The sequence below is a fragment of the Pseudomonas schmalbachii genome (assembly GCF_017589465.1).
In the GTDB taxonomy this organism is placed as follows: Bacteria; Pseudomonadota; Gammaproteobacteria; order Pseudomonadales; family Pseudomonadaceae; genus Pseudomonas; species Pseudomonas schmalbachii.
Window position 1 is genome coordinate 101,536 of sequence record NZ_JAELYA010000011.1, and the last position, 25,124, is coordinate 126,659.

Below are 25,124 nucleotides of genomic sequence, written 5' to 3' on the forward strand. Positions count from 1 at the left end.
TGAGGTCCAGACCTGCGGGAAAATCCGGGCGCTAGCTTATCGATAAGTAGAATTGATCTCAATTGCACTCATTGGCTAATGAGGCTCGCCCACCTACGTAGGTTGGTGCTGAGCGAAGCCCAACATTTCCACGGCAGGCGTTGGGCTTCACTGCGTTCAGCACCAACCTACCTTCACGCGCGGAAGATGAAATACACCGCGCCGATCATGCACAGTCCCGCCCACAGATAGTCGAGCTTCAGCGGCTGCTGCAGGTAATACACGCTGAACGGCACGAAGACCGCCAGGGTGATGACCTCCTGCATGATCTTCAGCTGGCCGACGTTCAGCACGGTAAAGCCGATGCGGTTGGCCGGCACCTGCAGCAGGTACTCGAACAGGGCGATGCCCCAGCTGACCAGCGCGGCGATAATCCAGGGCTTGCTGTTCAGCGTCTTCAGGTGGCCATACCAGGCGAAGGTCATGAACAGGTTGGACAGCACCAGCAGGCCGGCTGTCTGCATGGTTATCGGCATGGGCGGGGCTCCGGGGATGAAAAGCTGCGCAGCCTAATCGTTGCCAGGAGGTTCGCCAAGGGCGCCTGTCGCCCGGCGCTTGGCGGCGTGCCCCGGCGGCGATATCCTCGCCCCGCACCGTGCACAGCGCACGGCCAGACGTCCGAATCACGATTCCCGAGAGCACCACTGACATGCACTGCCGAGCCGGTTGCGGCGCGTGCTGTATCGCACCCTCCATCTCCTCCCCGATCCCGGGCATGCCGCAGGGCAAGCCTGCGGGTGTGCGCTGCGTCCAGCTGGACGAGGACAACCTCTGCCGGATATTCGGCCACCCCGAGCGCCCGGCCGTTTGTTCCGCGTTCGACGCCGATGCCGAATCCTGTGGCGACAGCCGCGAAGCCGCCCTGCACATTCTTGCCGAATGGGAGCGCATAACCGCGGCCTGAACGCTTGGAACTCCTCTTCAGTGAGGCCATACTTGCGTCGCTCTGACCGGAAAGCCGATCATGGTCACGGAATGAGCAAAGATCGGGCCTCACGCTCAGGATCTGAAAACCATAACGAGAGGAATCCCTACATGCGTGGCGTTTTGCGAATGACCCTGTTGACCGCTGCCGTCCTCGGGTTTGCCGGAACCGCAATGGCGGAAGACTGGCAACTGGCCAAGGACGAGGATGGCATCAAGGTCTACCTGAGCAGCGTCCCCGGCTCCAAGTACAAGGCCTATCGCGGTGTCGTCGACATCAAGGCCGACGTGCAGACCATCGGTGCCCTGCAGGATGACGTGGCAGGTTCCTGCAAGTGGATTCACGCCTGCGGGGAAATGCGTCTGGTGAAGCAGGAAGGCGCCGGCGACAGCTGGACCTACTCGAAGATCGAAATGCCCTGGCCGGTGACCGGACGGGATGTGGTGATCCACGTGACTGTCGAGAAAACCGCCGACGGCGGCATGATCCGCCACCTGAAGGGCGATCCCAAGGCAGTGCCCGCCGTGCCCGGGCAGATCCGCGTACCGAAGCTCGACGGCGAATGGCGACTGGTGCCGAAGGGCGCCGGCGTGACCGAAGTGACCTATCAGGTGCAGACCGAGCCGGGCGGCAGCATTCCGTCCTGGCTGGCCAACAGCTTCGTGGTCGATGCGCCAATGAATACCCTCAAGGAGCTGCGCGCCACGGCGGAGAAACGCTGAGCGACAGCCCTGCGGTTGGTTGTTGCCCCTTTACCCGCCAGCGCCGACGGTCGGGGAAAAGAGGGAATGAATAGCAAGTCCATCGAATTCGGCTCTGCAAATTACCCTCATGTACTACTCCATTAGGGTGGTGTGCTGTAGCCGCGAATGCTTTAGCGTTGCATCAGTTTCGCTGTGAATCTGATCACAATGCGAAAGCTCTGTCCCCTTGGTTCCGGACCGTGAGGTCCGGTTTTTTTTCGGAGTACCTCATGAAAATCCTGGTCGCTGTAAAGCGCGTGGTCGATTACAACGTCAAGGTCCGCGTCAAGGCGGACAATTCCGGCGTCGACCTCGCCAACGTCAAGATGTCGATGAACCCCTTCTGCGAAATCGCCGTGGAAGAAGCGGTACGTCTGAAAGAGAAAGGCGTAGCCACTGAAATCGTCGCCGTTTCCGTCGGCCCGACCGCCGCCCAGGAGCAACTGCGCACCGCGCTGGCGCTGGGTGCCGACCGCGCCATCCTGGTCGAATCCAATGACGACCTGAGCTCCCTGGCCATCGCCAAGGCGCTGAAAGCCGTGGTCGACAAAGAGCAGCCGCAACTGGTCATCCTCGGCAAGCAGGCCATCGACAGCGACAACAACCAGACCGGCCAGATGCTGGCTGCACTGAGCGGCTACGCCCAGGGCACCTTCGCCTCCAAGGTCGAAGTCGCTGGCGACAAAGTCAATGTCACCCGTGAGATCGACGGCGGTCTGCAGACCGTTGCGCTGGCCCTGCCGGCCATCGTAACCACCGACCTGCGCCTGAACGAGCCGCGCTACGCGTCGCTGCCGAACATCATGAAGGCCAAGAAGAAGCCGCTGGACGTGGTTACTCCGGACGCCCTGGGTGTTTCCACCGCGTCCACCGTCAAGACCGTCAAGGTCGAAGCCCCGGCCGCCCGCAGCGCCGGCGTGATGGTCAAGTCCGTTGCCGAACTGGTCGAGAAACTGAAGAACGAGGCGAAAGTAATCTGATGGCTATCCTGGTAATCGCTGATCACAACAATGGCGCTCTGGCCGGTGCCACCCTGAATACCGTCGCTGCCGCTGCCAAGATCGGTGGCGACATTGCCGTGCTGGTCGCTGGCCAGAACGTCGCTGGCGTGGCTGAAGCTGCCGCCAAGATCGAAGGCGTGGCCAAGGTGCTGGTCGCCGACAACGCCGCCTACGCCAACCAGCTGCCGGAAAACGTCGCGCCGCTGATCGTCGAGCTGGCCAAGGGCTACAGCCACGTGCTGGCCCCGGCTACCACCAACGGCAAGAACTACCTGCCGCGCGTAGCCGCCCTGCTGGACGTCGACCAGATCTCCGAGATCGTCGAAGTGGTCAGCGCCGACACCTTCAAGCGCCCGATCTATGCCGGCAACGCCATCGCTACCGTGCAGTCCTCGGCTGCCGTGAAAGTGATCACCGTGCGTGGCACCGGTTTCGACGCCGCCAAGGCCGAAGGCGGTTCCGCCGCTGTTGAAGCCGTCGGCACCGTTTCCGACGCTGGCAAATCCGCCTTCGTCGGCGAAGAGCTGGCCAAGTCCGACCGTCCGGAACTGACCGCCGCCAAGATCGTGGTCTCCGGTGGCCGTGGCATGCAGAACGGCGACAACTTCAAGCTGCTCTACAGCCTGGCCGACAAGCTGGGCGCTGCCGTCGGCGCTTCCCGTGCCGCGGTCGACGCCGGCTTCGTGCCGAACGACATGCAGGTCGGCCAGACCGGCAAGATCGTCGCGCCGCAGCTGTACATCGCGGTCGGCATCTCCGGTGCCATCCAGCACCTGGCCGGCATGAAGGACTCGAAAGTCATCGTCGCGATCAACAAGGACGAAGAAGCTCCGATCTTCCAGGTTGCCGATTACGGCCTGGTTGGCGACCTGTTCCAGGTCGTACCGGAGCTGGAAGCAGCCATCTAAGGCTTCTCCCGTTCAAGAAGAAACCCGCCACTCGGCGGGTTTTTTCATTTCCGGCGGCTCTCGTAGGAGCAACTGTCCCGACGCCGATGGTGCTTTTTTGTAGGAGCGAGGGGGACGCCCAGTCCGATGCTCGCGAAGATTTTGTGTTGCCGGTGTTCGCGAGCAGAGCTCGCTCCTACAGGAGTTTGTTCCGGCGCCAGATCATCTCGCAGGATGGGTTGAGCGCAGCGATACCCATGCGGGCCATGGATGATGGGTATCGCAAGCTCAACCCATCCTGCGTCAGCGCCAACCCACGGGGGCATCTCAAACCACCGCCATCTTCGCCGTCAGGTTCTGCTGCATGTAGTCCAGGAAGCGGCGCTGGAACAGCATGGTGTGCTCATGGGCGGCCTTCTCGGCGGCGTCGGCGTCACGGGCGGCGATGGCTTCGATGATTTCCTCGTGATCGCGGCCCAGCTTGATGCTGCTGGCCGAGCTGACGATATGGTCGAAGTGCAGGTGCAGCAGGCGCTGACCCTCTCCCAGCAGGCGTTCGTAATAGTTGATGAAGTAGGGGTTGCGCCCGGCCTCGGCGACGGCCATGTGGAAGGCCTTGTTGAGCTCGGACATGGCCTGGAAGTCGCCACTCGCCACCGCATCCATGTAGGCAGCGTCGGCCTTGCGGATGGCCAACAGGTCCTCGTCGCGGTGCTGGATGGCGGCCAGGCGGGTAACGGCGCGCTGGACCAGGTCCAGGGCGGCGACGTAGTTGGGGAATTCCTCGATCTCGAACGGCGTGACCAGGGTGGTGCGGTTCGGCAGGATGGTCACCAGGCCTTCGGTGACCAGCCGCGCCAGGGCGTCGCGAACCGGAGAACGGGACAGACCGAACTGGGTGGCCAGCGACACTTCGTCCAGTTGCACGCCGGGCTTGAGCTTCAGCGTGAGGATCTGCTTGCGCAGCTGCTCATAGATGTAGCGTCCGCCATGGCGGCGCCCGTTGCTTTCCACTTCTTGCTCTTTGGCCATCATCAGGTCTCGGTTTGCGCGGGCTGTGTCATACAGACCAGCCCGTCATTTTATCGCGGTGGCGCTCAGCGCGGGAACGCCGGGCCCCAGGTATCGCTGAGCATGAACCCCGCCGCCAGCGGATCGTCCGGATCGACACCGATCTGCTGGATGCCGTACAGCCAGGCGCGACCCTCCACCCGTGGCAGCACCGCCGGACGGCCGGCGACTTCAGTATGCCCCAGCAGCTCGACCTTGAACTCGCCGCCGATGGTGGAGCGCGATACCAGCCGGTCTCCCGGCTGCACCAGGCCGCGTGCGCTCAGGGTGGCGAGGTTGGCCGAGCTGCCGGTGCCGCAGGGCGAGCGGTCGACCCGGCCCGGCGGCAGGGTGGTGCAGGTCTGGTAGGTGCGCTCGTCCAGACGGTTGCGGAACATCACGTAGGCCACTTCGTCGATCTGCTCGTACAGCGGATGCTGCACGCGCACCTGGCGGTTGATCAGTTCCTTGAGCTTCATGCCGGCATCGGCCAGTTCGCGGGCGTTCTCCGGCGCGATGCTCAGGCCGACCTGCTCGACATCGACCAGCGCGTAGTAGACGCCGCCGAAGGCGATATCGGCCTTGAGCGGGCCGAATTCGCCGCCGTCGATGGCCACGTCCAGCTGCTCGACGAAGGACGGCACCATGTCCAGCGAGACGCCCAGGCAGCGCCCGTCGGCGCAGCGCGCGCGGGCGGTGACCAGGCCGGCGGGGGTGTCGAGCACCACGGTGGTTTCCGGCTCCTGCATCGGCAGCATGCCCAGCTCCAGCAGCGCGGTGACCACGCAGATGCAGTTGCTGCCGGACATCGGGTGGGCCTTGTCCGCCTGCAGCACGATGAAGCCGGCGTCGGCCTCCGGGCGGGTCGGCGGCAGCAGCAGGTTGACCGACATCTGCAGGCAGCCGCGCGGCTCCATCACCACCAGGCGGCGCAGGCTGTCGTCGACCTCGTTGATATGGTTCATCTTGTCCAGCATGGTCGCGCCGGGGATGCCCAGCACGCCGCCGGTGATGACCTTGCCGATCTCGCCTTCGCAGTGCACGTCGGCGAGTTGCAGTGTTTTCTTCCAGCGCATCAGTCGCACCTCACTTGATGTACCAGCCCCAGGGCTGGTCGCTGTCGTAACGAGTGATCTGCTTGGTTTCCAGGTAATTGTTCAGGCCCCACTCGCCGAGCTCGCGGCCGATGCCGCTCTGCTTGTAGCCGCCCCAGGGCGCCTCGGTGAAGGTCGGTTGCGAGCAGTTGATCCAGACGATGCCGGCGCGGAATTTGCGCGCCACACGCTCGCAGCGCTCCAGAACGCGCGACATCACCGCCGCACCCAGGCCGAAGCGCGAGGCGTTGGCCGCACGCACGGCTTCATCCTCGCTGTCGAACGGACGCACGCAGACCACCGGGCCGAAGATCTCCTCGTTCCAGATCCAGCTGTCCTCCGGGACGTCGGCGAATACCGTCGGTTGCAGGTAGAAGCCCTTGTGCAGGCCGGCTGGACGGTCGCCGCCGCAGACCAGTTGCGCGCCTTCCTCGCGGCCACGGGCGATGGCCTGCAGCACCTTGTCGTACTGGGTCCTGTTGACCAGCGGGCCGAGCAGCACGCCTTCCTCCAGGCCATTGCCGATGGTGATCTTCTGCGCTTCCTCGGCCAGGCGCTTGAGCAGCGGCTCGTAGAGTTCGCGCTGCACCAGCACCCGCGAGGTGGCCGAGCAGACTTCGCCCTGGTTCCAGAAGATGCCGAACAGGATCCACTCCACCGCCGCCGCGATATCGCTGTCGGCGAAGATCACGAAGGGCGACTTGCCGCCGAGCTCCAGGCTGATGTTTTTGATGTCGCGGGCGGCCGCCTGCATGATCCGGCTGCCGGTGGGTACGCTGCCGGTGAAGGCCAGCTTGTCGATCCCCGGGTGCTCCGCCAGCGGCGCGCCGGCATCCGGGCCGAGGCCGGGCACCACGTTGAGCACGCCGGCCGGCAGACCGGCCTCGTCAGCGATGCGGGCCAGTTCGAGCGCGGTCAGCGGCGTTAGCTCGGAGGGTTTCAGCACCACGGTGCAGCCGGCGGCCAGCGCCGGAGCGACTTTCCAGGAAGCCATCAGCATGGGGAAGTTCCACGGGATGATGGCCCCAGCCACGCCCACCGGCTCCTTGCGCGCCACCGAGTTGAAGCGCTCGTCGGCCAGTTCGATTTCCTGTTCCTGATTGCCGTCGAGCTTTTCCGCCAGACCGGCGTAGAAGTCGAAGCAGCCGGCGGTGTCACCGATGTCCCACAGCGCCTCGGGCAGCGGCTTGCCGTTGTCGCGCACTTCCAGTCGGGCCAGTTCGTCCTGGCGATCGCGGATGCCCTGGGCGATGCGGCGCAGCACCGCCGCACGCTCGGCGCCGGAAAGGCGCGGCCAGGAGCCTTCGTCGAAGGCGTGGCGGGCGGCCTTCACCGCCGCGTCGATGTCCTCGGCGGTGGCGGCGGCGACGCGGGCGATCACGCTTTCGTCGCTGGGATCGATGGTTTCGAACGTGCCGCCTTTTGCGGGGGACACCCACTGGCCGTCGATGTAGAGCTGGTCGTAGGTGTTCATGCGAGTCCTCCGATGAAGGCGAAGCGCTTGGCGCTGAAAGGGGTGATGTTCTGGGCCGGCTGGCGGCCGGCAGCGAGGTCGCCGATCAGGCGGCCAGTGGTGGCTCCGAGGGTCAGGCCGAGTTGGCCGTGACCGAAGGCCATGAGTACGTTGTCCAGGCGCGGCGAGCGGTCAATCACCGGCTTGGTGTCCGGCAGGAAGGGCCGGTAGCCGACGCCGAACTCGACGTTGCGGGTCTGCAGTTGCGGCAGGACGCGCCGGGCCTTTTCCAGAATGATTTCCGCGCGCTTGAAGTTGGGCTCGGCATCGGGCCCGGCGAACTCGATGGTGCCGCCGATCTGCAGGCCGCGGGTCATGGGGCTGAAGCAGAAGCCGCCGTCGGAGTAGATCACCGAGTGGCGGATGTCGACTTCCGGAGTCGGCAGCACGGCCTGGTAGCCGGCGATACCGGCCAGCGGGATGTCCACGCCGAGTTGCCCGAAGAACTGCCGCGATCCGGTGCCGGCCGCGACCACCACCAGGCTGGCCGGATGGCGTGAACCACTGGCCAGGGTGACGCCGGTAGCGCGGTCGGCGTTTTCGTCGATACGTTTGACCTGATCACGCACGCGAATGCCGCCCTGGGCGACGAAGCTTTCCGTGAGCGCGGCGATGAAGCCCTCGGTATCGCTCACGGCGCGCCAGTCGGGGAACAGCAGGCCATGCCGGAACTTGCCGGCCAGCGCCGGTTCGAGATCGCCGATGGCAGCGGCATCCAGTTCCTCGGACTGGAAGCCCAGCTCCTTGCGCAGTTCCAGATGCGGGCGTTCGTGGGCCAGGCCACTGGGCGAGTCGAACACCTCGATGATCGGCCGCTGGCCGAGCATGTTCCTGTCTTCGCAGGCATCCAGCAGCGGCGCATAGTCCTGGTAGACATGGTGGGTCAGTTGCGCCATGTCCCGGGCGATCTCGACGATCTTCGAGTGCCGGGCGCAGGCGACGAAGCGCAGGAACCACGGCAGGATGCCCGGCAGCGCGCTGGGCCGCAGCGCCAGCGGGCCCTTCTGGTCGAGCAGCCAGCCGGGCACCTTCATCAGAATGCCCGGTTTGGACAGCGGGATGACCTCGCTGACCGCCATCTGCCCGCAGCTCCATTTCGCCGTGCTGTCGCCGGGCGCGGCGGGGTCGACCAGGGTCACGCGGTGGCCTTCGCGCTGCAGGTAGAGCGCGCAGCACACGCCGACGATGCCGCCGCCGATGACGACGGCGTTTTGCGCAGAAGCTTGCGGGTCGTTCATTTCACACTCTCTTTCTGCGAGCGATTGCCGGTGAACTCGTTCAGGCTGAACCCGTTCCAGTACGGCTGGGTGCGGTCCACGTAGTATTCCGCGCGGCCGGTGATGAAGGCGCGGCCCTCGACGCTCGGCCGTATCGCCGGGGTGCCGTCGGCCAGTTCCACGACTTCCTCGACGCGACCGGCGAAGCGGCTGCCGATCAGGCTTTCGTGGCGGAACACGCCATCGCGGGCCAGCAGGCCACGGGCGAAGCGCTGGGCGACCCGCGCCGATGTGCCGGTGCCGCAGGGCGAGCGGTCGATCAGGCTGTCGCCGGCGATGACCACGCTGCGCCCATCGGAACTGGCGGCCAGCGGCTGGCCGGACCACATGCAGTGCCTGACGCCACGGATGGAGGCGTCCTCCGGGTGCACCACGTCGAATTGCCGGTTCACCAGTTCCTGGATGCTGCGGCCCCAGTCGAGCAGTTGCTGGGGCGAGAAGTGCTCGCAGCCAGGATAGTTCGGCTGCGGCTCGATGATCGGGTAGAAATTGCCGCCATAGGCGATGTCGAAACGCAGCTCGCCCAGCGCCGGCAGGTGCACCGACAGGTCCCGGTACAACAGGAAGCTGGGGACGTTGGTGAAGTGCACCGAGGCGACCTTGCCGGACTCCATCGTGTAGCGCGCGCTGACCTGGCCCGCCGGAACGTCCACCACGACCTGTCCCGGGGTCTTCGGCTGCACCAGGCCCGCTTCCAGGGCGAAGGTGATCGAGCCGAGGGTGGCGTGGCCGCACATCGGCAGGCAGCCGGAGGTCTCGATGAACAGCAGGCTGAAATCCGCCTCGGCGCTGACCGGCGGATAGAACAGGGTGCCGGACATGTGCGAGTGGCCGCGCGGTTCGAGCATCAGCGCGCGCCGAATCCAGTCGTGCTCGGCCAGGAAGCTCTGGCGCTTCTCGCTCATGCTGGCGCCGTCCAGTTCGGGAGCGCCGTCCACCACCATGCGCACGGGCATGCCTTCGGTGTGGCCTTCGATACAGATGAATGTGTGCCGGGTCATCGTTCGGTCCTTTGCTGGCACCGCTGCCGCGTGGGGCAGCGGTGCTCATGCGATTAACGCTGGGAAGCTTCGAACACCTTGCGGAATTCGGCCTTTTCCTCGTCGGTCAGCGGCAGCAACGGTGCGCGGGCGTTACCGGCGCTGAAGCCGGCCAGTTCGCAGCCGTACTTCACCTTCTGCACGAACTTACCGCTTTCCATGCTGGCCATCACCGGGAACAGCGACTTCACCACTTCCTGCGCGCCGGCCAGGTTGCCGGAGGAGAACTTGCGGTAGAAATCCACCACCTGGTCGGGGAAGCAGTTGGCCGGGCCGCAGATCCAGCTGGTTGCGCCCCAGATGAAGAAGTCCAGCGCCTGGTCGTCGGAACCGCAGGACAGTTGCAGCTTGTCCTTGTAGGTGGTGCCGATCTCGATGGCGCGCAGCAGGTTGCCGCTGCTTTCCTTCACGCCGACCACGCGCGGATGGTCCTTGAGGGCGTCGAGCACGCTGTAGCCGACTTCGACGTTGGTGCGCACCGGGTAGTTGTAGAGCACCACGTTGATCTCGGGGAAGGTGTCGAGGATCGTCTGGTAGTGCGCGGCCAGCTCTTCCTGCGACGGCAGCGCATAGTAGGGCGGGGCGATCAGCAGGTTGGTGTAGCCGGCCTCGACGGTCTGCCTGACCTGCTCAAGCACTTCGCGGGTGCAGGAACCGTTGGCGCCGGCGATCAGGGTGCCGCGGTCGCCGACCACTTCCTTGACGGTGGCCAGCACCTGGCGGCGCTCCTCGTTGGTCAGGGCGTAGTACTCGCCGGTCGAGCCCAGCGGTACGAAACCGCTGACGCCGGCCTTGAGCTGGTACTCGATGATCGAGGCCAGGGTTTCGTGATCGACCGCGCCGGACTTGTCGAAGGGCGTGACGAGGGCGGGCAGGATGCCTTTCATTTGCATGGTGAATCTCCGATTTGGGCGGGTGGGGTGTCAGTAGGCGTAACGCCTGAGCATCCGGGCTTCGATCACGCCGACCAGGCGGGTGAGCGGGAAAGCCACGAGGAAGTAGATGACCGCGACGGCGGAGAGGAACTCGACCGGCCGCGCGGTGCTGTTGGAAATGTTCTGGCCGACGAACATCAGGTCGGCGACACCGACCGAGGAGATCAGCGCGCTCTCCTTGAACAGGCTGACGACGTTCGACAGCAGCGGCGGAACGGAGCGCAGCAGGGCCTGCGGGAAGATCACGTAGAGCACCTTGACCCGCGAGGTCAGGCCCAGCGCGGTGCAGGCGTCGTGCTGCTCGCTGGCGATGGACTTCAGCGCGCCGCGGAAGGTCTCGCTGGTGATGGCCGCCATGTACAGCGTCAGGGAGATCAGCACCGAGACGTATGGCGGAATATCCAGGCCGAACACCACCGGGAAGCAGAAGAACACCCAGAACAGCTGGATCAGCAGCGGCGTGCCGCGGAAGAACTCGACGAACAGCATCACCGGCAGCTTCACCAGGCGACTGCGCACGCTGCGCAGCAGGCTGAGGACGAAGCCGGACAGGCTGCCGATAAGCGCGCAGCCAACGGTGAACGCCAGGGTCAGCGCCAGGCCCTTGAGCAGCACCTGCCAGTACGAGAGGACGATGGAGAAATCGAGAGTCATGGCGGTCTCCTCAGCGCTGGGTGGCCAGGTCCTGGCGCCGTTCGATGTACTGCACCAGCTGGCCGATGGGCAGCGACATGGCGAAGTAGATCAGGGCGATCAGGGTGTAGGTTTCCAGGGGGCGGTAGGCCTCGGTGGCCAGGCTCTTGCCGACGTACATCAGGTCGGAAACCGCGACGATGGCCACCAGCGCGCTCTGCTGCAGGCTGCCGATGCCGTTGGTCATCAGGACCGGCACTGCGCTGCGCAGCGCCTGCGGCAACACCACGTAGAGCGTGCGCTGCCATTGCCTGAGGCCGAGGGCGATGGAGGCGTCCAGATGCTCGCGCGGCACCGCCTGCACGCCGGCGCGGTAGGCTTCGGCGTTGAACGCGGTGAGGTTCAGGCCCAGCGCCAGGAAGCCCATGGCGATGGGGTCGATGAACACGTTGAAGAGCATCGGCACGCAGTAGAAGAACCAGACGATCTGCAGCAGCGCCGGGGTGCAGCGGAAGAACTCGATGAACAACTGTGCCGGCCAGCGGATGAAGAACCAGCGGCTGAGCGTCATCAGGCACAGGGCGAAACCGCAGACCAGGCCGATCAGGTTCGAGACCAGCGCCAGTTCCAGGGTGACCTTGAGGCCGCCGAGCAGGGCCGGCAGGCTGCCGCTGAGGAAGTGGAAGTCGAATTGATAGTTCATGGCGGCGCCCCTCAGTCCAGATGCACGACCTTTTCCAGGAACTCGCGGGTGCGGGCTTCCCTGGGTTTGGTGAAAATCTGTTCGGGAGGGCCTTGCTCCACGACTTTGCCGTTGGCGCAGAACACCACGCGGGTGGCGATGTGCCGGGCGAAGTGCATGTCGTGGGTGACGATGATCATCGCCATCTTCTGCTCGGCCAGTTGCAGCATCACGTTCTGCACCTCGATGACCATTTCCGGGTCCAGTGCCGAGGTGACTTCATCGAACAGCATCAGCTTGGGTTCGAGCATCAGCGCCCGGGCGATGGCCACGCGCTGCTTCTGGCCGCCGGAGAGCTGGCTGGGATAGGCGTGCAGCTTGCTTTCCAGTCCCAGGCGGGCGAGGTAGGAACGCGCCTTCTCAGTGGCCTCGGCCCTGGACATGCCGTGCACCTTCATTGGCGCGAGGATCAGGTTGCCGAGCACCGACAGGTGCGGGAACAGGGTGTAGTGCTGGAAGACCATGCCGATCTGCGTGCGCAGGCTCTCGTCCAGCGGCTTGCCGCAGCGCTTGCCGCCATTGATGTACGGCTTGCCCTGGAAACCGATGGTGCCGCCCTGGATGCCCTCCAGCCCCATCATCACCCGCAGCAGCGAACTCTTGCCGCTGCCGGACGGGCCGATGATCACCAGGCGATCGTCGGCGCGCATGTCGAGGTTCATGTTGTCCATCACGACCAGTTGCTCGCCGTAGGACTTGCACACGTCACGAAGCTGGATGAAATCGCCGCCGGGGGTCGGATTCGGGACGAGCGGGGCCTGTGGCTGGGCAGCCACCAAACGGGGGGTATTCATGAGCGGGGTTCTCCGCGAGGGCCGCCGGTGCGCGGCCCCCGGTATCGGCAGGGGTTACTTGGCGGCTGTCTTGGCGTTGACTTCAGCGGAGGCCTTGTCGACCAGCCTGTCGATCTCGCCGGTCTCGCGGCGCTGGGTCACGTAGATGTTGAGCACCTGCAGGTCGGCTGCCGAAGCATCGCGGCGCAGTCCGAAGGACACGCCCTGCTTGGCCAGCGCCGGCTTGGGCAGGACTTCCCTGGCCCAGTCGTTGGCCATGGCGTAAAGGTGGTTGGTATCGCTGGCGTCGACCAGCACGTCGGCGCGGCGGGACATCAGCGCCAGGCGGGTTTCGTCCATGCCGGGCAGGCGCATGATGGTGCCTTGCCTGACCACCGCGGAAATCGCCTTGTCCTGCGCCGTGCCGGACATCACCGCGAAAGTCACCCCGGGCTTGTCGTAGTCGGCGACAGCGTTGCCGGCGCCGCTGAACTTGGGGTTCTCCTTGTTGACCACCAGCGACACCTGGTAGTCGGTCGCCGGCGCCGAGAAGGACACCGCCAGCGCGCGTTCCGGAGTCTGGTTGAGGGCCATGGCCAGGTCCCACTTGCCGCTCTGCAGGCCGGCGACGAGGTTGTCCCAGTTGGTGTCGACGAACTCCACCTTGACCTTCAGCACCTTCTCGCCGAAGTCGCGGCACAGGTCGACGAAGTAGCCGCTGTACTGCCCGTTGCTGGCATCGCGCATCACATAGGGAGCGGCGACGGCCGCGCCGCAACGCAATACGCCGGCTTTCTGGATGTTCTGCCACAGCGATGGTTCGGCGGCGGCCTGGGATGGAGTCTGGGTGAGCAGCGCGCCGGTGGCGGCCATGCAAGCCAGGGCTTTGCGGATCGAGCGGGGGAATACAAGAGCCATTTTGACCTCTCCGTTAACTTGTTTTTGTAGGCAGAAGGGCAAACAACTTATCGCTGTGTGGTGTGATGCACTCTTCGATGTGTGCAGCGATGTATGCAGAATATGAGCGAGCAGCAAAACCTGTCAACAGGGGGCGCTGTCGCTTTTTCTTCGTGGAATGACCGGGTAGTCGAACTGCGAGGGGGTAGGGCACAGGCTATGCATTGCCTGCAGATCGTTAATTAAAAATTCTTGTAAATTAATAGGTTATGAATGGAGCGTAGCTATTTGCGGATATCGCCAGCGCTGCATGACGGTGAAGCGGAAGGGAAAGAACCCGGGCTTTGCATTCGATTTTGCAAAACTGAGCATGTGAAATATTGGATCTGATCGATCCGGGAGCGGGCCAGCAGGATGGACGCCAGCGAATCAGCCCACGATTCCCCGGCTCGCCGCATGCAGGCGCTGGCGAAACTGCCCCGGACTTTCCCCCGTCCACTGGCGGAACGCCCGGTGGAAGGCGCTGGATTCCTGGAAGCCGGCGCGCACGGCGATTTCGCCGATGCAGAGGCTGTCGTCGTGCAGGTGTTCGAAGGCGATGGCGCGACGGGCCTCGTGCTTGAGCTCCTGGAAGGTGAAGCCCTCGCGCTCCAGCTGGCGGCGGAAGGCTGTCGGGGTCATGCCGTATTCCTGCGCCAGGGAGTTCTGCGTCGGCCACTCGGGATCGTCGTGATGGCGCAGGCGGCGGTAGACCCAGGCGGCCAGGCCGTCGTGGTTGCGGAAGCGCACCACCAGCCATTGCGGCGAGGTGCGCAGGAAGTGCTTCAGCGCCGGCAGGTCCTGCACCACCGGCAGGCGCAGGTAGCTGGCGTCGAAGGTGACTTCGGTGCAGGGCGCGTCGAACTCCAGCAGCGGCCCCCAGAGCAGCGGATCGGCGCCGTGTTGCGGGCGCGGATGACCGAAGCGCGTGTGGTTTATCGGAATGCGCCGGCCGGCCAGCCAGCAGAGCACGCCGAGGACGATGCTGAGGAAGATTTCCTCGGCGATGGTGCGAATGGCCGGGTCCTGCAGGGAGGTGCGCAGGCTGATCACGGCGCGGCCGCCGCGGATTTCCAGTTCGCCGCGAATATCGTGGAGGAACAATCCCAGCCCCTTGAGGAACTGCTTCAGCGCCTTGCCGATCGTGGGCTCCTGGATCAGCCCCCGGCAGATCAGGGCGAAGCCGCCGCAGGGCAGTCCGTGGGAGTCGAAGCCGAAGAATTCGTCGCCAAGCTCTTCGGTCATCGCCAGCCAGAAGCGGGTGACGGCGGAGGCGGGCAGGCGGGTTTCGGCATCTTCCAGCGAAGCGGGGTCGATGCCGGCCTTGTCGAGCACCGTCCGCAGCCGGGCAGGCTGGTTGCGCAGGTTGTGCGAAGCCGCCTGTACGAAGTACGCCGCTACCGAATCGTGCTCGCGCATGGTCCTCTGTCCGAATTCCCGGGTGCTGGTCCGAAGGGGGCTGATGATAGTGCATCCGGCGTCATCGCTGCGCCGGCAGTGGCAAAAACTGGCGGGCAGCGGCGCGCAGTTTGGGCATAGGTGCCGTGGGCTCTTGTGCCTAGACTTGTACTCGGTTTGAACAGATTCGAGGAAGCGGCAATGCCAGCCTATAACGCCCCCCTGCGTGACATGCGTTTCGTCCTGCATGAAGTATTCGAAGCACCCGCGCTGTGGGCCCGTCTGCCGAAGCTGGCGGAAACCGTCGACGGCGACACTGCCGACGCCATCCTGGAAGAAGCGGCGAAAATGACTGGCCAGCTTCTCGCGCCGCTGAACCGCAGTGGGGACGAGGAGGGCGCGCAGTGGAACGATGGCGTGGTGACCACGCCGGCCGGCTTCAAGGAAGCCTATGCCACCTACATCGACGGCGGCTGGGTCGGCCTTGCCGGCAACCCGGCGTTCGGCGGCATGGGCATGCCGAAGATGCTCGCCGTGCAGTTCGAGGAAATGGTCTATTCCGCCAACAACAGCTTCGCGCTGTACTCGGCGCTGACCTCTGGCGCCTGCCTGGCGATCGATGCCCACGCCAGCGAAGAGCTGCGCGACACCTACCTGCCGCCGATGTACGAAGGCCGCTGGGCCGGCTCCATGTGCCTGACCGAGCCGCACGCCGGCACCGACCTCGGCATCATCCGCACCAAGGCCGAGCCGCAGGCGGATGGCAGCTACAAGGTCAGCGGCACCAAGATCTTCATCACCGGCGGCGAGCAGGATCTCACCGAGAACATCGTGCACCTCGTTCTGGCCAAGCTGCCGGATGCGCCGGCCGGTCCGAAAGGTATCTCGCTGTTCCTGGTGCCCAAGCACATGGTCAACACCGACGGTTCGCTGGGCGAGCGCAATGCCGTGAGCTGCGGTTCCATCGAACACAAGATGGGCATCAAGGCTTCCGCCACCTGCGTGATGAACTTCGACGGCGCCACCGGTTACCTGGTGGGCGAGGCGAACAAGGGCCTGGCGGCGATGTTCACCATGATGAACTACGAGCGCCTGTCCATCGGCATCCAGGGCATCGGTTGCGCCGAGGCGTCCTACCAGTCCGCCGTGGCCTATGCCCGCGAGCGTATCCAGAGCCGCGCGCCGACCGGCGCGGTAGCGAAGGACAAGGCTGCCGACCCGATCATCGTGCACCCTGACGTGCGCCGCATGCTGCTGACCATGAAGGGTCTGACCGAAGGCGGCCGCGCCTTCGCCTGCTACGTCGGCCAGCAGCTCGACCTGGCGAAGTTCGCCGACGACGCCGACGAGCGCAAACGCGCCGAGGCACTGGTCGCACTGCTGACTCCGATCGCCAAGGCGTTCTTCACCGACAATGGCCTGGAAAGCTGCGTGCATGGCCAGCAGGTATTCGGTGGCCACGGCTACATCCGCGAGTGGGGCCAGGAACAACTGGTGCGCGACGTGCGCATCGCGCAGATCTACGAAGGCACCAACGGCATCCAGGCGCTCGACCTGCTCGGCCGCAAGGTGGTGGCCGATGGCGGCGCCGCGCTGCGCGAGTTCTGCGCCGAGGTTCGCCACTTCGCCCACAAGCACGAGACGCCGTACGGCAGCGACCTGGTGGTGGCGCTGGAACGCCTGGAAGCGACCAGCGGCTGGCTGCTGGAGCAGGCCAAGGCCAACCCGAACGAGATCGGCGCCGCCTCGGTGGAGTACCTGCACCTGTTCGGCTACGTCGCCTACGCCTACATGTGGGCGCGCATGTCCGCAGTTGCCGAAGCTCGTCGCAGCGAGGACGAGGCTTTCTACAGCGCCAAGCTGGCCACCGCCGAATTCTTCTTCCGCCGCCTGCTGCCGCGCACCCTGGGCCTGGAAGCCAGCATCCGCGCCGGTAGCGAATCCCTCTTCGAACTGACCGCCGAACAGTTCTGACGGTTGAGTGTCCTTGGGCGCGGCTCCGGGCTTCCCGGACCGCGCCTTTTTCTTTTGGGGCTGGGCGCCAGCTCAATCCATCCCATGTGTGCGCCATGTCGTAGGAGCGGGCCATGCCCGCGAATCGCACGCGTGGCGTAGGGTGGACAACGCGAAGCTTGTCCACCACCCCGCAGAACCATGCTTGATGGTGGAAAAGGCTTCGCCGTTTTCCACCCTACGTAGAGGTTCACCCGAGCGAGCTCTGCTCGCGAACATCGGCAACACAAAAGCTTCGTGGGCATTCCCCCTACGGATCACATGTGGTTCCGTAGGATGGGTTGAGCGCAGCGATACCCATGGGTGTTGCGAATGATGGGTATCGCAAGCTCAACCCATCCTACAAAGAGCGCTGCCCCCAACGGCATGCGCGCTCCTACAAGCTTGTCCCCCTTTTCCGACGAGCGTAATCCCTTTCCAAAGACGAATCGGTCAGCCGTGCGTTTGCCTGAAATGCGCGTCCTAGAGCCGTTTCAGTGATTTGACCGGTCGGTCACAAATGGCACAAATGCCATCAGACAGATCATCCGATAATGGTAGGTTCTTCTGCCGAGGCGGTTGGTACTCTGCAATGGTGTTTCTACGCTTCGTACAACGCGCTTCCAGTTTTCATACAAGGACGCAGAGGAATGGAAAGTAGGCAAGTCCGTCTCGAACAGCATGAGGGCAAGAACGGCGTGAACGATGCTGCCGTACAGCCGATATTCCCCGGAGAAGGTGTTCCGCAGGTATTGCGTGCCGGCACCCTGGACCGGGAAGCGCGGGCGCTGCTGAGGTTCGTCAATCTTTCGCGTTCCTCGCGCTCGACCAGGAACATCCCGCTGAATCGCATGCGCCAGGGCTGGCGTCTGGCGGCGATGGCGCTGGGACGTCGGCCGCGGGTGGCGTCCGTCAGCGAGCGGGTGATCGATGGCCCCGGCGGCCCGATCACCCTGCGCATCTTCAAGCCCAGGCATACCAGCCAGTTGCTTCCGGCGTTCCTCTGGTGCTACGGCGGCGGCTTCGTCATCGGTGACCTGGATTCGGCCGACTCCATCTGCCGCAACATCGCCAACATGGCCGGCTGCATCAGCATCGCGGTGCGTTATCGCCTGTCGCCGGAGCACGATATCGTCGCCAGCCGCGAGGACGTGCTCGCCGCCTTCGATTGGATCGCCCGCAACGGCACCGCGCTCGGCATCGACACCACGCGCCTGGCGATCGGCGGCGACTCGGCCGGCGGCAACCTGTCGGCGGCCATCTCCCAGGAAGTCCAGCGTCGCGGCGGCCCGGGGCTGCGCATGCAGGTGCTGGTCTACCCGGCGACCGAGCTGGTGGACAAGTTCCCGTCTTATGAAGAGAACCTCAACGGCGGCTATTTCCTCACCGCCGAGGGCGTGGAAATGCTCGAAGGCTTCCTCGCCGGTTCGCTCACCACGCTGAATCTGCATGACCCGTGGATTTCGCCGCGGCGCAGCCCGGACCTGAGCGGCCTGCCGCCGGCAGTGATCGTCACCGCCGGTTTCGATCCGATCCGCGACGACGGCATCGACTACGGCATGCGCCTGCGTGCGGCGGGCGTACCGGTGGAGCTGCTGCACTATGCCGGGCAGTTCCACGGCTTCCTCAATTTCGACTCGGTGATCGGCGCCAGCCGCGACGCGCTGCGGCGCATCAGCGAGGCACTGGTCTGCGTGTTCCATGATCGCCCGGCACCGGATCGGACCATCGAGATCGCCGACGCAGCGCTGCCGGCCGTACAAGGCCTGTCGCACAAGGCCGGCGAGATGGCGACCTCCACCCTGACCGCCTGGGTGGCGACCGAAGGCTGGACCAGGACGCTGGTGCGCCTGGCCTCGCCGAAGGCCGCTTCGACGTTCCGACTTTTGTTGACGCCCCTGTTCGTACCGACCGATTTCGTCCGGCGCAGGGTGATTGCCCGCATGGACCGGCTGGCTGCGCGCCAGACCTGGCCAGGACGAGGCTGAAAAAAAGAATTGATCGGCCGGTGACCGCCAGTCCTCGGACAGGGTGGTCGTCGGTCGAGCTGTGAGTGATTGCCTGCGTGCGCGGCAGTCGACCGTTTCAACATTGTGATTGTGATGATTCACAAGGAGTAAAGCGTGGCGTTGTCGTTTTTACCTGATCCCCTGAAGCTCTGCCGCGAGGCCCTGAACAAAGTCGAAACCGGCGTGAACGAATACGCAACTCGCCGCATGGAGTCGAAAGAGTTCGCGCAGGTGGTCAGCCAGGTTTCCAAGGTAACCCTCGGTGTAAAGCATGTCTCCGAGAAGTCGATTTCCGGCGTGTACCGCCGGCTGGACATTCCGACCCGCGCCGAAGTGGACGCCCTGGCCGACGCCCTGCGCCGTGTCGAGGACAAGCTTGACCTGTTGCTGCCGAAGCAGGAAGCGGCCGTGCCGCGCCCGGCGCGTACCCGTCGCCCGGCGGTAGCCGAGGCTGCGGTCGAGGAAAAAGCCAAGGCTCCGGCCAAGCGTGCCGCCAAGCCGAAGGCCAAGGCCGAGGAGAAAGTGGAAGTCCAGGCTGAAGTGAAAGACGCCGCGCAGGAGGACAGCAAAGATGTCGTCGCTGCGTGAACGCAAGTCGTCCGAAGGCTCGCTGGTCGAGCGCCTGCGCACCGAAGTCAGCCAACTGGTACAGCGTAGCGTCAAGGGTTTCGAGTACCTGACCACCCCGCACCCGCAGGTCGGCGTCACGCCGCGCACCCTGCTGCACCGTCGCGGCACCCTGGCGCTGTACCACTATCACAGCACCGCCAGCGAGGTTTACCGGGTTCCGCTGCTGATGGTGATGGCGCTGAACGCCAAGGCTTCGATCTTCGACCTGGCCAAGGGCCAGAGCCTGATCGAGTACCTCATCGGTCGCGGCTACGACGTCTACGTGATCGACTGGAACGCGCCCACCGCGGCGGAAAGCGGCCTGAAATTCGAGGACTACGTGCTCGACTTCATTCCGGACAGCGTGCGCCGGGTGCAGCAGGATTCGGGCTGCGACGACGTCTCCATGATCGGCTACTGCATGGGCGGCGTGCTGTCGACCACCTATGCGGCGCTGCATCCTGAAGGTCCGCTGAAGAACCTGGTGCTGTTCACCACGCCGACCGATTTCACCAAGATGTTCTTCCACAACATGCTGGACAAGGGCTCCTTCGACATCGGCCGCATGATCGGCAAGGATGGCCTGCTGTCGGCGGCCGCCATCGAAAAGGCCATCGACCTGCATCGCCCGGCGACCCGCTATGCCAGCCAGCTCCGCCTGTGGGACAACATGTGGAACGACCACTACGTCAAGGCGCATCGCATGATGATCAGCTGGGGTTCCGGCGCCATGCCGTTCGCCGGCGCTTTCTTCCAGCAGATGCACAAGGAATACATCCGGAAGAACGGCTTCATCGAGGGCGGCATCCGGATCGGCGGCAAGCCGGTGGAACTGAAGAACATCAAGGTTCCGCTGCTGCACGTGATCGCCCAGTACGACTCCCTCGTCCCGCCGGAGTGCGCCAAGCCGCTGGTGGAAGGCGTGGGCTCCACCGACAAGGAAGAACTGATCCTGCCGGGCGGCCACGTCAGCCTGGTGGCAGGGCCGGCAGCGGTCAAACGCATGTGGCCGAAGCTCGACCAGTGGCTGAGCGTGCGTTCGGTCTGAGTGCATCGTCCCCGTTGCATCGAGCCGCGCAGGCTCGATGCGGCGAACCTCGTCATTTGCACCCATCGCAGAGGCGGGGGAGGAACATTCCGATTGCTGCGCCGAGGGGCTTGCCGCTTGTCGCTGCCGAGACCTGAAGCACGCCTACCACCCTGTGCGGGTAGGGAAATAACAATCGTTGCTGATTAATCTATGCACAAGAACAAGAAAATTCCTACGAGGTAAGGTTCGATTTCCCAGTGAGATCTCCGCGCCCGTAAGAATATGGAGCAAGCACCAGCCTATGGATTTCGGTGCGGCTCGGACTGAAGTTCTCAGATGTGTCTGCCGTTCCACAGCATTTGCTGGTGGGACGCTACCGGAGAAGTCCGCTTCCGAGGATTCAGCCCGGTGAGGGATTCGGCGCATGTCGCGCCATGCCTCCCCGAGCGAACCAATGATGTGTGGACGAGGCGCCAAAAGCACTTCGATCCTCCACGCCACGAAAGCGATGTGGCGATATCCACCCGGTCCTCGCGGGTGGTTCCGGGCGCAGCGGCGACACCCCCGCAACGCCCGATTTCGCCGAATTCGGCCACTGCCAGAAGAAGATTGCCCGCGACGATCGTTCGTCACGGTCATCGGTGCGCGTTGCGCGCGCTCCGGCAGTGGGCAAGCAGAAACAACACCTGTTCACCCTTTGAACATTTCAGGTTCCATTTAGTGAGAGAGACTCACGAGGAGTTCGTTGTGGCATTTTCGTTGATTCCGGACCCGTTGAAGATGTGTCGCGACGCGCTGACCAAGATCGAAAACGGCGTCAATACCCTGGCCGCCCGCAAGCTGGAGTCGGGTGATTTCGCCCTCGCGATCAGCGGGATTACCAAGGTCACCCATGGCGTGCAGTACATCTCCGAGAAGTCGCTGGAGACCATCTTCAAGCGCCTGGACATGCCCAGCCGCCAGGAAGTCACCGCGCTCGCCGCCGCCGTGCAGCGCGTCGAGGACAAGCTCGACCAGTTGCTGCCCGCTCCCGAAAAGGCGGCGCTGATTCCGCGTCCCGCCCGTACGCGCCGGCCGGCCCCGGTGGAAGAGGCCGCTGCACCGGCCAAGCCTGCCGCCAAGCCGAAGGCCAAAAAGGCGGCTGCCAAGCCGAAGGCCAAGGCTGCGGCACCCGCGCAGGAAGCGAAGAAGGAGGAGGTGAGCGATGTCATCGCTCCGTGATCGCAAAATGTCCGATACCTCTCTCGTCAAGCGCCTGCGCTCGGAAGTCAACCAACTGGTAAAACGCAGCCTCAACGGCTTCGAGTACGTCACCACCTCCGGCCCGCGACCGGGCGTAACGCCGCGTACCCTGCTGCACCGGCGCGGCACGCTGTCGCTGTACCGTTACCACCCCAGCGTGGACGAGATCTACCGCGTCCCCGTGCTGCTGGTCACGCCGACCACCAACTCGGCCTCGATCTTCGACCTGGCGAAGGGCCAGAGCCTGGTCGAGTTCCTCCTCGGTCGGGGCTACGACGTCTACGTGATGGACTGGAACGCGCCGACCGCAGCGGAAAGCGGCCTGCGGATCGAGGACTACGTGCTCGATTTCATCCCGGACTCCATTCGCCGCATCCAGGCGGATACCGGGGAGCAGGAAGTGAGCCTGATCGGCTACTGCATGGCCGGTGTGCTCTCCACCATCTATGCCGCCCTGCATCCGGAAGGTCCGCTGAAGAACCTGGTGCTGTTCACCACGCCGACCGACTGGTCGAAGGTCGTGTTCAAGAAGCTGGCCGCGGGCGTGCAGGTCGAACCCCAGCGCATGGTCGATTCCAACGGGCTGGTTCCGGCGGATACGATCACCAGGACCATCGACATGATCCGCCCGGCGAGCCGCATCGCTGGCCATATCCGCCTGCTGGACAACCTGTGGAACGACGATTACGTCCATGCCTACCGCCTGATGATGAACTTCGGCGCCGAAACCATTCCGCTGGCCGGCGCGTATCATCGGCAGATCACCAGTGAGCTGATGGAGAAGAACTCCCTGGTGCAAGGCACCATGCGCATCGGCGGCAGGCAGGTGGACCTGAAGAACATCCGCGTTCCGCTGCTGCACGTGATCGCGCAGTACGACCACATGGTGCCGCCGGACTGCGCGCAACCGCTGGTGGCGGGCGTGAGTTCGGAAGACAAGGAAGAACTGATGCTGCCGGGCGGCCACCTTAGCCTGGTAACGGGGCCGTCTGCGGTAAAACGCATGTGGCCGAAGCTCGATCAATGGCTGGGGAATCGCTCCATATGAACAAGTCCGTACTTCGCAAATACCCGCGCAGCATGCCGTTCGGCGATTCCCGCGTGGAAATCCGCCTGATGACCGCTGCGGATGGCCCGGCGTTCACCGCCTTCATCCAGACGCTGCCCAGCCACGACCTGCTGTTCGTGCGCCGTGACATCAGCCACCCGAAGGTCATCGCGGCCTGGATGGAGGCCATCGATCAGGGTCGCCTGCACAGCCTGGTCGCCTTCCATGGCGACGAGCTGGTCGGTTGTGCCGCCATCGTCGTCGACGACCTGTCCTGGTCGCGCCACGTCGGCGAGTTGCGCGTGCTGTCGGCGCCGTCCTGGCGCGGTCGCGGCCTCGGCCGCTGGCTGATCCAGGAAAGCTTCGCCGTCGCCCTCGGCCTCGAACTGGAAAAGCTTACCGTGCAGATGACGGTCGACCAGACCAACGCGATTGGCGCCTTCGAGGAACTCGGCTTCCGCCCCGAGGCGGTGCTGACCAGGCAGGTCAAGGATCGCGACGGCAAGGCCTACGACATCGCGCTGCTCAGCCATGACGTGACGGCGGTGCAGTCGCTGATGGAGATCTTCGGCCTGCCCGAGTCGCTGGGGAACTGAGGATGGGATGGTTGAACGCGGCGATGGGTATCGCTGCGCTCAACCCATCCTACAAAAAGCACCCTCGCCGCAAGACAGTTGCTCCTACAAATCCGCTAGGGCGGGTGAAACCCGCCATTTGCACAATTCCCATCCTGGCGGGTTGCATCCGCCCTACGTCTTTCCCCCGTCACAACACCCGGAAATTCCTGAACTGCCAGGGATCGTCGTAATCGAGGTCTTCGGGGAACAGGGCGCGCCGCCCCTGCAGCGGCGTCCAGTCGGTGAAGGTCCCGCCGAGGTCGCCGAGATAGGGGCGACACAGTTCGAGAATCGGCTCGAACGGTATCTCGTCGGGTTCGACGATTCCCCTGTCCGGATTCCGCATCGCCCATACCACTCCGGCCATCACCGAGGCCGTCACCTGCAGGCTGGTGGCGCTGTTGCGCGGGCAGAGTGCGCGGGCCTGTTCGACTGAAAGCTGCGAGCCGTACCAGTAGGCATCGCCTTCCTGCCCCATCAGCAGCACGCCCAGCGCATCCACGCCGCCGAGCAGGTCGTCGAGCAGCAGGCGTTGTCGCTCCTGTGGCTGCCAGTGGCGCCCGACCAGTTCGTGCAGCGACAGCACCGCGTCATCGCAAGGGTGATAGGCGTAGAACACCGTGGGGCGATAATCCGGTGCCAGCGGGTCGCCGATGGTGAGGTAATCGGCGATGGAAATCGCCTCGCCATGGGTGATCAGGAAGCCCTGTTGCGGGCCGCTCAGGGGCGTCCAGCCGTAGACCCGCGTGGTGCCGCCCGGGCGTTGCAGATAGATGGCCGCCTGGCTGCCGAACTCGTGGCGCCGAGCGTCGTCCGGCATTGCCCGCTCGTGGCTGCCCCAGCCCATTTCCGCCGGTTGCGCGGCCTCGCTGATGAAGCCCGGCACCGACCAGGTGTTGACGAATTCGCCCATCGCCTTCGCGGTGCCGGATAGCTGGGTATCGCGCTCGGCGATCTGGATGCAGCGCACCCCGAGTCCATGTGCCAGGCGTGCCCACTCTTCCCGCGTGGCGGGGACCAGGGCGGGGCGCGCAAGATCGAGCAGAGCCTGCTTGAGCAGATGGGAAACCAGGCCGGGATTGGCGCCATGGTTGACGATTGCAGTGGGGCCGGGGCCGAGACGGTTGCGCAGTCCCAGCGTCGTTTCGCGCAGGGCGTAGTTCGATCGCGCGGAGATGCTCAGCGCCGGATCGTCATAGCCGCCGCTCCATGGACCGATGCAGGTGTCCAGGTAAAGTACGCCGAGCTGGTGGCAGAGCTGGATCAGCGCATGGGTGGCGACGCTCACGGAAAGATTGAGCAGGAAGTCGCCGCGCTGCAGTTCGGCTGTCAGTTTCTGACGGTAGTCGTCCGGCGTCAGCCCGCAGGCCAGTACAGGCAGCCCGAGTTGCCGGGCCAGCGTTTGCTCGGCCGGATTCGGGCTGATGATCAGTATGCGTTCGGCGGGCAGGTCGATATGCCGTTGCAGCAGCGGCAGGACACCGCGGCCGATGCAGCCGAAACCGAGCATGACCAGGCGGCCAGTGAAATGTTGCTTGCGCTGCTTCTTGTCCATGACGTTACTCCGGAGGCAACGCCGCAACCTGATTCG

General features: G+C 64.6%; 24 protein-coding genes. 11 read left to right on the forward strand and 13 right to left on the reverse strand.

The genetic code is table 11. From position 1 onward, the window contains the following. Window positions 1-173 precede the first annotated feature (173 nt). Window positions 174-515, reverse strand: coding sequence for a DMT family protein (locus tag JFY56_RS23010; protein ID WP_208316597.1), 342 nt, complete (start codon window positions 513-515; stop codon window positions 174-176). 173 nt (window positions 516-688) lie between these two features. Between JFY56_RS23010 and JFY56_RS23015 the strand changes: the two genes are divergently transcribed. The 4 genes from JFY56_RS23015 (at window position 689) to JFY56_RS23030 (ending at window position 3,616) form a co-directional block, all read left to right on the forward strand. Continuing rightward, a complete protein-coding gene (locus JFY56_RS23015) occupies window positions 689-943 on the forward strand; it encodes a YkgJ family cysteine cluster protein (protein ID WP_208316598.1) in 255 nt (84 codons plus the stop codon). Window positions 944-1,074: 131 nt separating this feature from the next. Further along, window positions 1,075-1,686 carry an START domain-containing protein gene (locus JFY56_RS23020; protein ID WP_208316599.1) on the forward strand — a complete coding sequence of 204 codons (612 nt, stop codon included), beginning with the start codon at window positions 1,075-1,077 and terminating at the stop codon, window positions 1,684-1,686. A gap of 251 nt (window positions 1,687-1,937) precedes the next feature. Continuing rightward, window positions 1,938-2,687 carry an electron transfer flavoprotein subunit beta/FixA family protein gene (locus tag JFY56_RS23025; protein ID WP_208316600.1) on the forward strand — a complete coding sequence of 250 codons (750 nt, stop codon included), beginning with the start codon at window positions 1,938-1,940 and terminating at the stop codon, window positions 2,685-2,687. Continuing rightward, window positions 2,687-3,616, forward strand: coding sequence for an electron transfer flavoprotein subunit alpha/FixB family protein (locus JFY56_RS23030; protein WP_208316601.1), 930 nt, complete (start codon window positions 2,687-2,689; stop codon window positions 3,614-3,616). Before JFY56_RS23025 ends, JFY56_RS23030 begins: the two co-directional genes overlap by 1 nt. A 306-nt stretch (window positions 3,617-3,922) precedes the next feature. Here the strand turns inward: JFY56_RS23030 and JFY56_RS23035 are convergent, their stop codons facing one another. The 11 genes from JFY56_RS23035 to JFY56_RS23085 all read right to left on the reverse strand — a co-directional run bounded on the left by JFY56_RS23035 (window position 3,923) and on the right by JFY56_RS23085 (window position 15,007). Continuing rightward, a complete protein-coding gene (locus tag JFY56_RS23035) occupies window positions 3,923-4,627 on the reverse strand; it encodes a GntR family transcriptional regulator (protein WP_236033041.1) in 705 nt (234 codons plus the stop codon). A gap of 65 nt (window positions 4,628-4,692) precedes the next feature. After that, window positions 4,693-5,721, reverse strand: a complete 1,029-nt coding sequence (locus tag JFY56_RS23040) for a proline racemase family protein (RefSeq protein WP_208316603.1) — start codon at window positions 5,719-5,721, stop codon at window positions 4,693-4,695. Window positions 5,722-5,731: 10 nt separating this feature from the next. Beyond that, the gene (locus JFY56_RS23045) at window positions 5,732-7,213 is read right to left on the reverse strand and encodes an aldehyde dehydrogenase family protein (protein WP_208316604.1); all 1,482 of its coding nucleotides are present in this window, start codon (window positions 7,211-7,213) and stop codon (window positions 5,732-5,734) included. Next, window positions 7,210-8,490: an NAD(P)/FAD-dependent oxidoreductase gene (locus JFY56_RS23050; protein ID WP_208316605.1), complete on the reverse strand. Its 1,281-nt coding sequence runs from the start codon at window positions 8,488-8,490 to the stop codon at window positions 7,210-7,212. Before JFY56_RS23050 ends, JFY56_RS23045 begins: the two co-directional genes overlap by 4 nt. Then, on the reverse strand, window positions 8,487-9,530 hold the full coding sequence (locus tag JFY56_RS23055; protein ID WP_208316606.1) for a 4-hydroxyproline epimerase: 1,044 nt from the start codon (window positions 9,528-9,530) through the stop codon (window positions 8,487-8,489). The genes JFY56_RS23050 and JFY56_RS23055 overlap by 4 nt, the downstream gene beginning before the upstream one ends. Before the next feature lie 53 nt (window positions 9,531-9,583). After that, a complete protein-coding gene (gene dapA / locus JFY56_RS23060; RefSeq protein WP_208316607.1) occupies window positions 9,584-10,462 on the reverse strand; it encodes a 4-hydroxy-tetrahydrodipicolinate synthase in 879 nt (292 codons plus the stop codon). 30 nt (window positions 10,463-10,492) lie between these two features. Then, a complete protein-coding gene (locus JFY56_RS23065; RefSeq protein ID WP_208316608.1) occupies window positions 10,493-11,158 on the reverse strand; it encodes an amino acid ABC transporter permease in 666 nt (221 codons plus the stop codon). A gap of 10 nt (window positions 11,159-11,168) precedes the next feature. Then, window positions 11,169-11,840, reverse strand: coding sequence for an amino acid ABC transporter permease (locus tag JFY56_RS23070; RefSeq protein ID WP_208316609.1), 672 nt, complete (start codon window positions 11,838-11,840; stop codon window positions 11,169-11,171). An 11-nt stretch (window positions 11,841-11,851) separates the two neighbouring features. Further along, on the reverse strand, window positions 11,852-12,673 hold the full coding sequence (locus tag JFY56_RS23075; RefSeq protein ID WP_208316610.1) for an amino acid ABC transporter ATP-binding protein: 822 nt from the start codon (window positions 12,671-12,673) through the stop codon (window positions 11,852-11,854). 54 nt (window positions 12,674-12,727) lie between these two features. Continuing rightward, window positions 12,728-13,570 carry a transporter substrate-binding domain-containing protein gene (locus JFY56_RS23080; protein ID WP_208316611.1) on the reverse strand — a complete coding sequence of 281 codons (843 nt, stop codon included), beginning with the start codon at window positions 13,568-13,570 and terminating at the stop codon, window positions 12,728-12,730. A 408-nt stretch (window positions 13,571-13,978) separates the two neighbouring features. Continuing rightward, window positions 13,979-15,007: an AraC family transcriptional regulator gene (locus tag JFY56_RS23085; RefSeq protein WP_208316612.1), complete on the reverse strand. Its 1,029-nt coding sequence runs from the start codon at window positions 15,005-15,007 to the stop codon at window positions 13,979-13,981. 180 nt (window positions 15,008-15,187) lie between these two features. Between JFY56_RS23085 and JFY56_RS23090 the strand changes: the two genes are divergently transcribed. The 7 genes from JFY56_RS23090 to JFY56_RS23120 all read left to right on the forward strand — a co-directional run bounded on the left by JFY56_RS23090 (window position 15,188) and on the right by JFY56_RS23120 (window position 23,512). Next, window positions 15,188-16,960 carry an acyl-CoA dehydrogenase C-terminal domain-containing protein gene (locus tag JFY56_RS23090; protein WP_208316613.1) on the forward strand — a complete coding sequence of 591 codons (1,773 nt, stop codon included), beginning with the start codon at window positions 15,188-15,190 and terminating at the stop codon, window positions 16,958-16,960. A 668-nt stretch (window positions 16,961-17,628) separates the two neighbouring features. Continuing rightward, window positions 17,629-18,966 carry an alpha/beta hydrolase gene (locus JFY56_RS23095; protein ID WP_208316614.1) on the forward strand — a complete coding sequence of 446 codons (1,338 nt, stop codon included), beginning with the start codon at window positions 17,629-17,631 and terminating at the stop codon, window positions 18,964-18,966. A gap of 135 nt (window positions 18,967-19,101) precedes the next feature. After that, on the forward strand, window positions 19,102-19,575 hold the full coding sequence (locus JFY56_RS23100) for a hypothetical protein (RefSeq protein ID WP_208316615.1): 474 nt from the start codon (window positions 19,102-19,104) through the stop codon (window positions 19,573-19,575). After that, window positions 19,559-20,644, forward strand: a complete 1,086-nt coding sequence (locus tag JFY56_RS23105) for an alpha/beta fold hydrolase (protein WP_236033042.1) — start codon at window positions 19,559-19,561, stop codon at window positions 20,642-20,644. Before JFY56_RS23100 ends, JFY56_RS23105 begins: the two co-directional genes overlap by 17 nt. A gap of 729 nt (window positions 20,645-21,373) precedes the next feature. Next, on the forward strand, window positions 21,374-21,847 hold the full coding sequence (locus JFY56_RS23110; protein WP_208316616.1) for a hypothetical protein: 474 nt from the start codon (window positions 21,374-21,376) through the stop codon (window positions 21,845-21,847). Between the two features lie 7 nt (window positions 21,848-21,854). After that, entirely contained in the window at window positions 21,855-22,916 is a 1,062-nt protein-coding gene (locus tag JFY56_RS23115) for an alpha/beta fold hydrolase (protein ID WP_236033045.1), read from the forward strand. Beyond that, a complete protein-coding gene (locus tag JFY56_RS23120; RefSeq protein WP_208316617.1) occupies window positions 22,913-23,512 on the forward strand; it encodes a GNAT family N-acetyltransferase in 600 nt (199 codons plus the stop codon). Before JFY56_RS23115 ends, JFY56_RS23120 begins: the two co-directional genes overlap by 4 nt. 169 nt (window positions 23,513-23,681) lie before the next feature. On the opposite strand, the gene JFY56_RS23125 is transcribed toward JFY56_RS23120, so the two are convergent. Beyond that, window positions 23,682-25,088, reverse strand: a complete 1,407-nt coding sequence (locus JFY56_RS23125; RefSeq protein WP_208316618.1) for a homospermidine synthase — start codon at window positions 25,086-25,088, stop codon at window positions 23,682-23,684. Window positions 25,089-25,124: the final 36 nt, after the last annotated feature.

Excerpts from the sequence above, each read along its gene's own strand:
- JFY56_RS23010 (WP_208316597.1), bottom strand. The coding sequence starts at position 515 with ATGCCGATAACCATGCAGACAGCCGGCCTGCTGGTGCTGTCCAACCTG.
- JFY56_RS23015 (WP_208316598.1), top strand. The coding sequence starts at position 689 with ATGCACTGCCGAGCCGGTTGCGGCGCGTGCTGTATCGCACCCTCCATC.
- JFY56_RS23020 (WP_208316599.1), top strand. The coding sequence starts at position 1,075 with ATGCGTGGCGTTTTGCGAATGACCCTGTTGACCGCTGCCGTCCTCGGG.
- JFY56_RS23025 (WP_208316600.1), top strand. The coding sequence starts at position 1,938 with ATGAAAATCCTGGTCGCTGTAAAGCGCGTGGTCGATTACAACGTCAAG.
- JFY56_RS23030 (WP_208316601.1), top strand. The coding sequence starts at position 2,687 with ATGGCTATCCTGGTAATCGCTGATCACAACAATGGCGCTCTGGCCGGT.
- JFY56_RS23035 (WP_236033041.1), bottom strand. The coding sequence starts at position 4,627 with ATGGCCAAAGAGCAAGAAGTGGAAAGCAACGGGCGCCGCCATGGCGGA.
- JFY56_RS23040 (WP_208316603.1), bottom strand. The coding sequence starts at position 5,721 with ATGCGCTGGAAGAAAACACTGCAACTCGCCGACGTGCACTGCGAAGGC.
- JFY56_RS23045 (WP_208316604.1), bottom strand. The coding sequence starts at position 7,213 with ATGAACACCTACGACCAGCTCTACATCGACGGCCAGTGGGTGTCCCCC.
- JFY56_RS23050 (WP_208316605.1), bottom strand. The coding sequence starts at position 8,490 with ATGAACGACCCGCAAGCTTCTGCGCAAAACGCCGTCGTCATCGGCGGC.
- JFY56_RS23055 (WP_208316606.1), bottom strand. The coding sequence starts at position 9,530 with ATGACCCGGCACACATTCATCTGTATCGAAGGCCACACCGAAGGCATG.
- dapA (WP_208316607.1), bottom strand. The coding sequence starts at position 10,462 with ATGCAAATGAAAGGCATCCTGCCCGCCCTCGTCACGCCCTTCGACAAG.
- JFY56_RS23065 (WP_208316608.1), bottom strand. The coding sequence starts at position 11,158 with ATGACTCTCGATTTCTCCATCGTCCTCTCGTACTGGCAGGTGCTGCTC.
- JFY56_RS23070 (WP_208316609.1), bottom strand. The coding sequence starts at position 11,840 with ATGAACTATCAATTCGACTTCCACTTCCTCAGCGGCAGCCTGCCGGCC.
- JFY56_RS23075 (WP_208316610.1), bottom strand. The coding sequence starts at position 12,673 with ATGAATACCCCCCGTTTGGTGGCTGCCCAGCCACAGGCCCCGCTCGTC.
- JFY56_RS23080 (WP_208316611.1), bottom strand. The coding sequence starts at position 13,570 with ATGGCTCTTGTATTCCCCCGCTCGATCCGCAAAGCCCTGGCTTGCATG.
- JFY56_RS23085 (WP_208316612.1), bottom strand. The coding sequence starts at position 15,007 with ATGCGCGAGCACGATTCGGTAGCGGCGTACTTCGTACAGGCGGCTTCG.
- JFY56_RS23090 (WP_208316613.1), top strand. The coding sequence starts at position 15,188 with ATGCCAGCCTATAACGCCCCCCTGCGTGACATGCGTTTCGTCCTGCAT.
- JFY56_RS23095 (WP_208316614.1), top strand. The coding sequence starts at position 17,629 with ATGGAAAGTAGGCAAGTCCGTCTCGAACAGCATGAGGGCAAGAACGGC.
- JFY56_RS23105 (WP_236033042.1), top strand. The coding sequence starts at position 19,559 with ATGTCGTCGCTGCGTGAACGCAAGTCGTCCGAAGGCTCGCTGGTCGAG.
- JFY56_RS23115 (WP_236033045.1), top strand. The coding sequence starts at position 21,855 with ATGTCCGATACCTCTCTCGTCAAGCGCCTGCGCTCGGAAGTCAACCAA.
- JFY56_RS23120 (WP_208316617.1), top strand. The coding sequence starts at position 22,913 with ATGAACAAGTCCGTACTTCGCAAATACCCGCGCAGCATGCCGTTCGGC.
- JFY56_RS23125 (WP_208316618.1), bottom strand. The coding sequence starts at position 25,088 with ATGGACAAGAAGCAGCGCAAGCAACATTTCACTGGCCGCCTGGTCATG.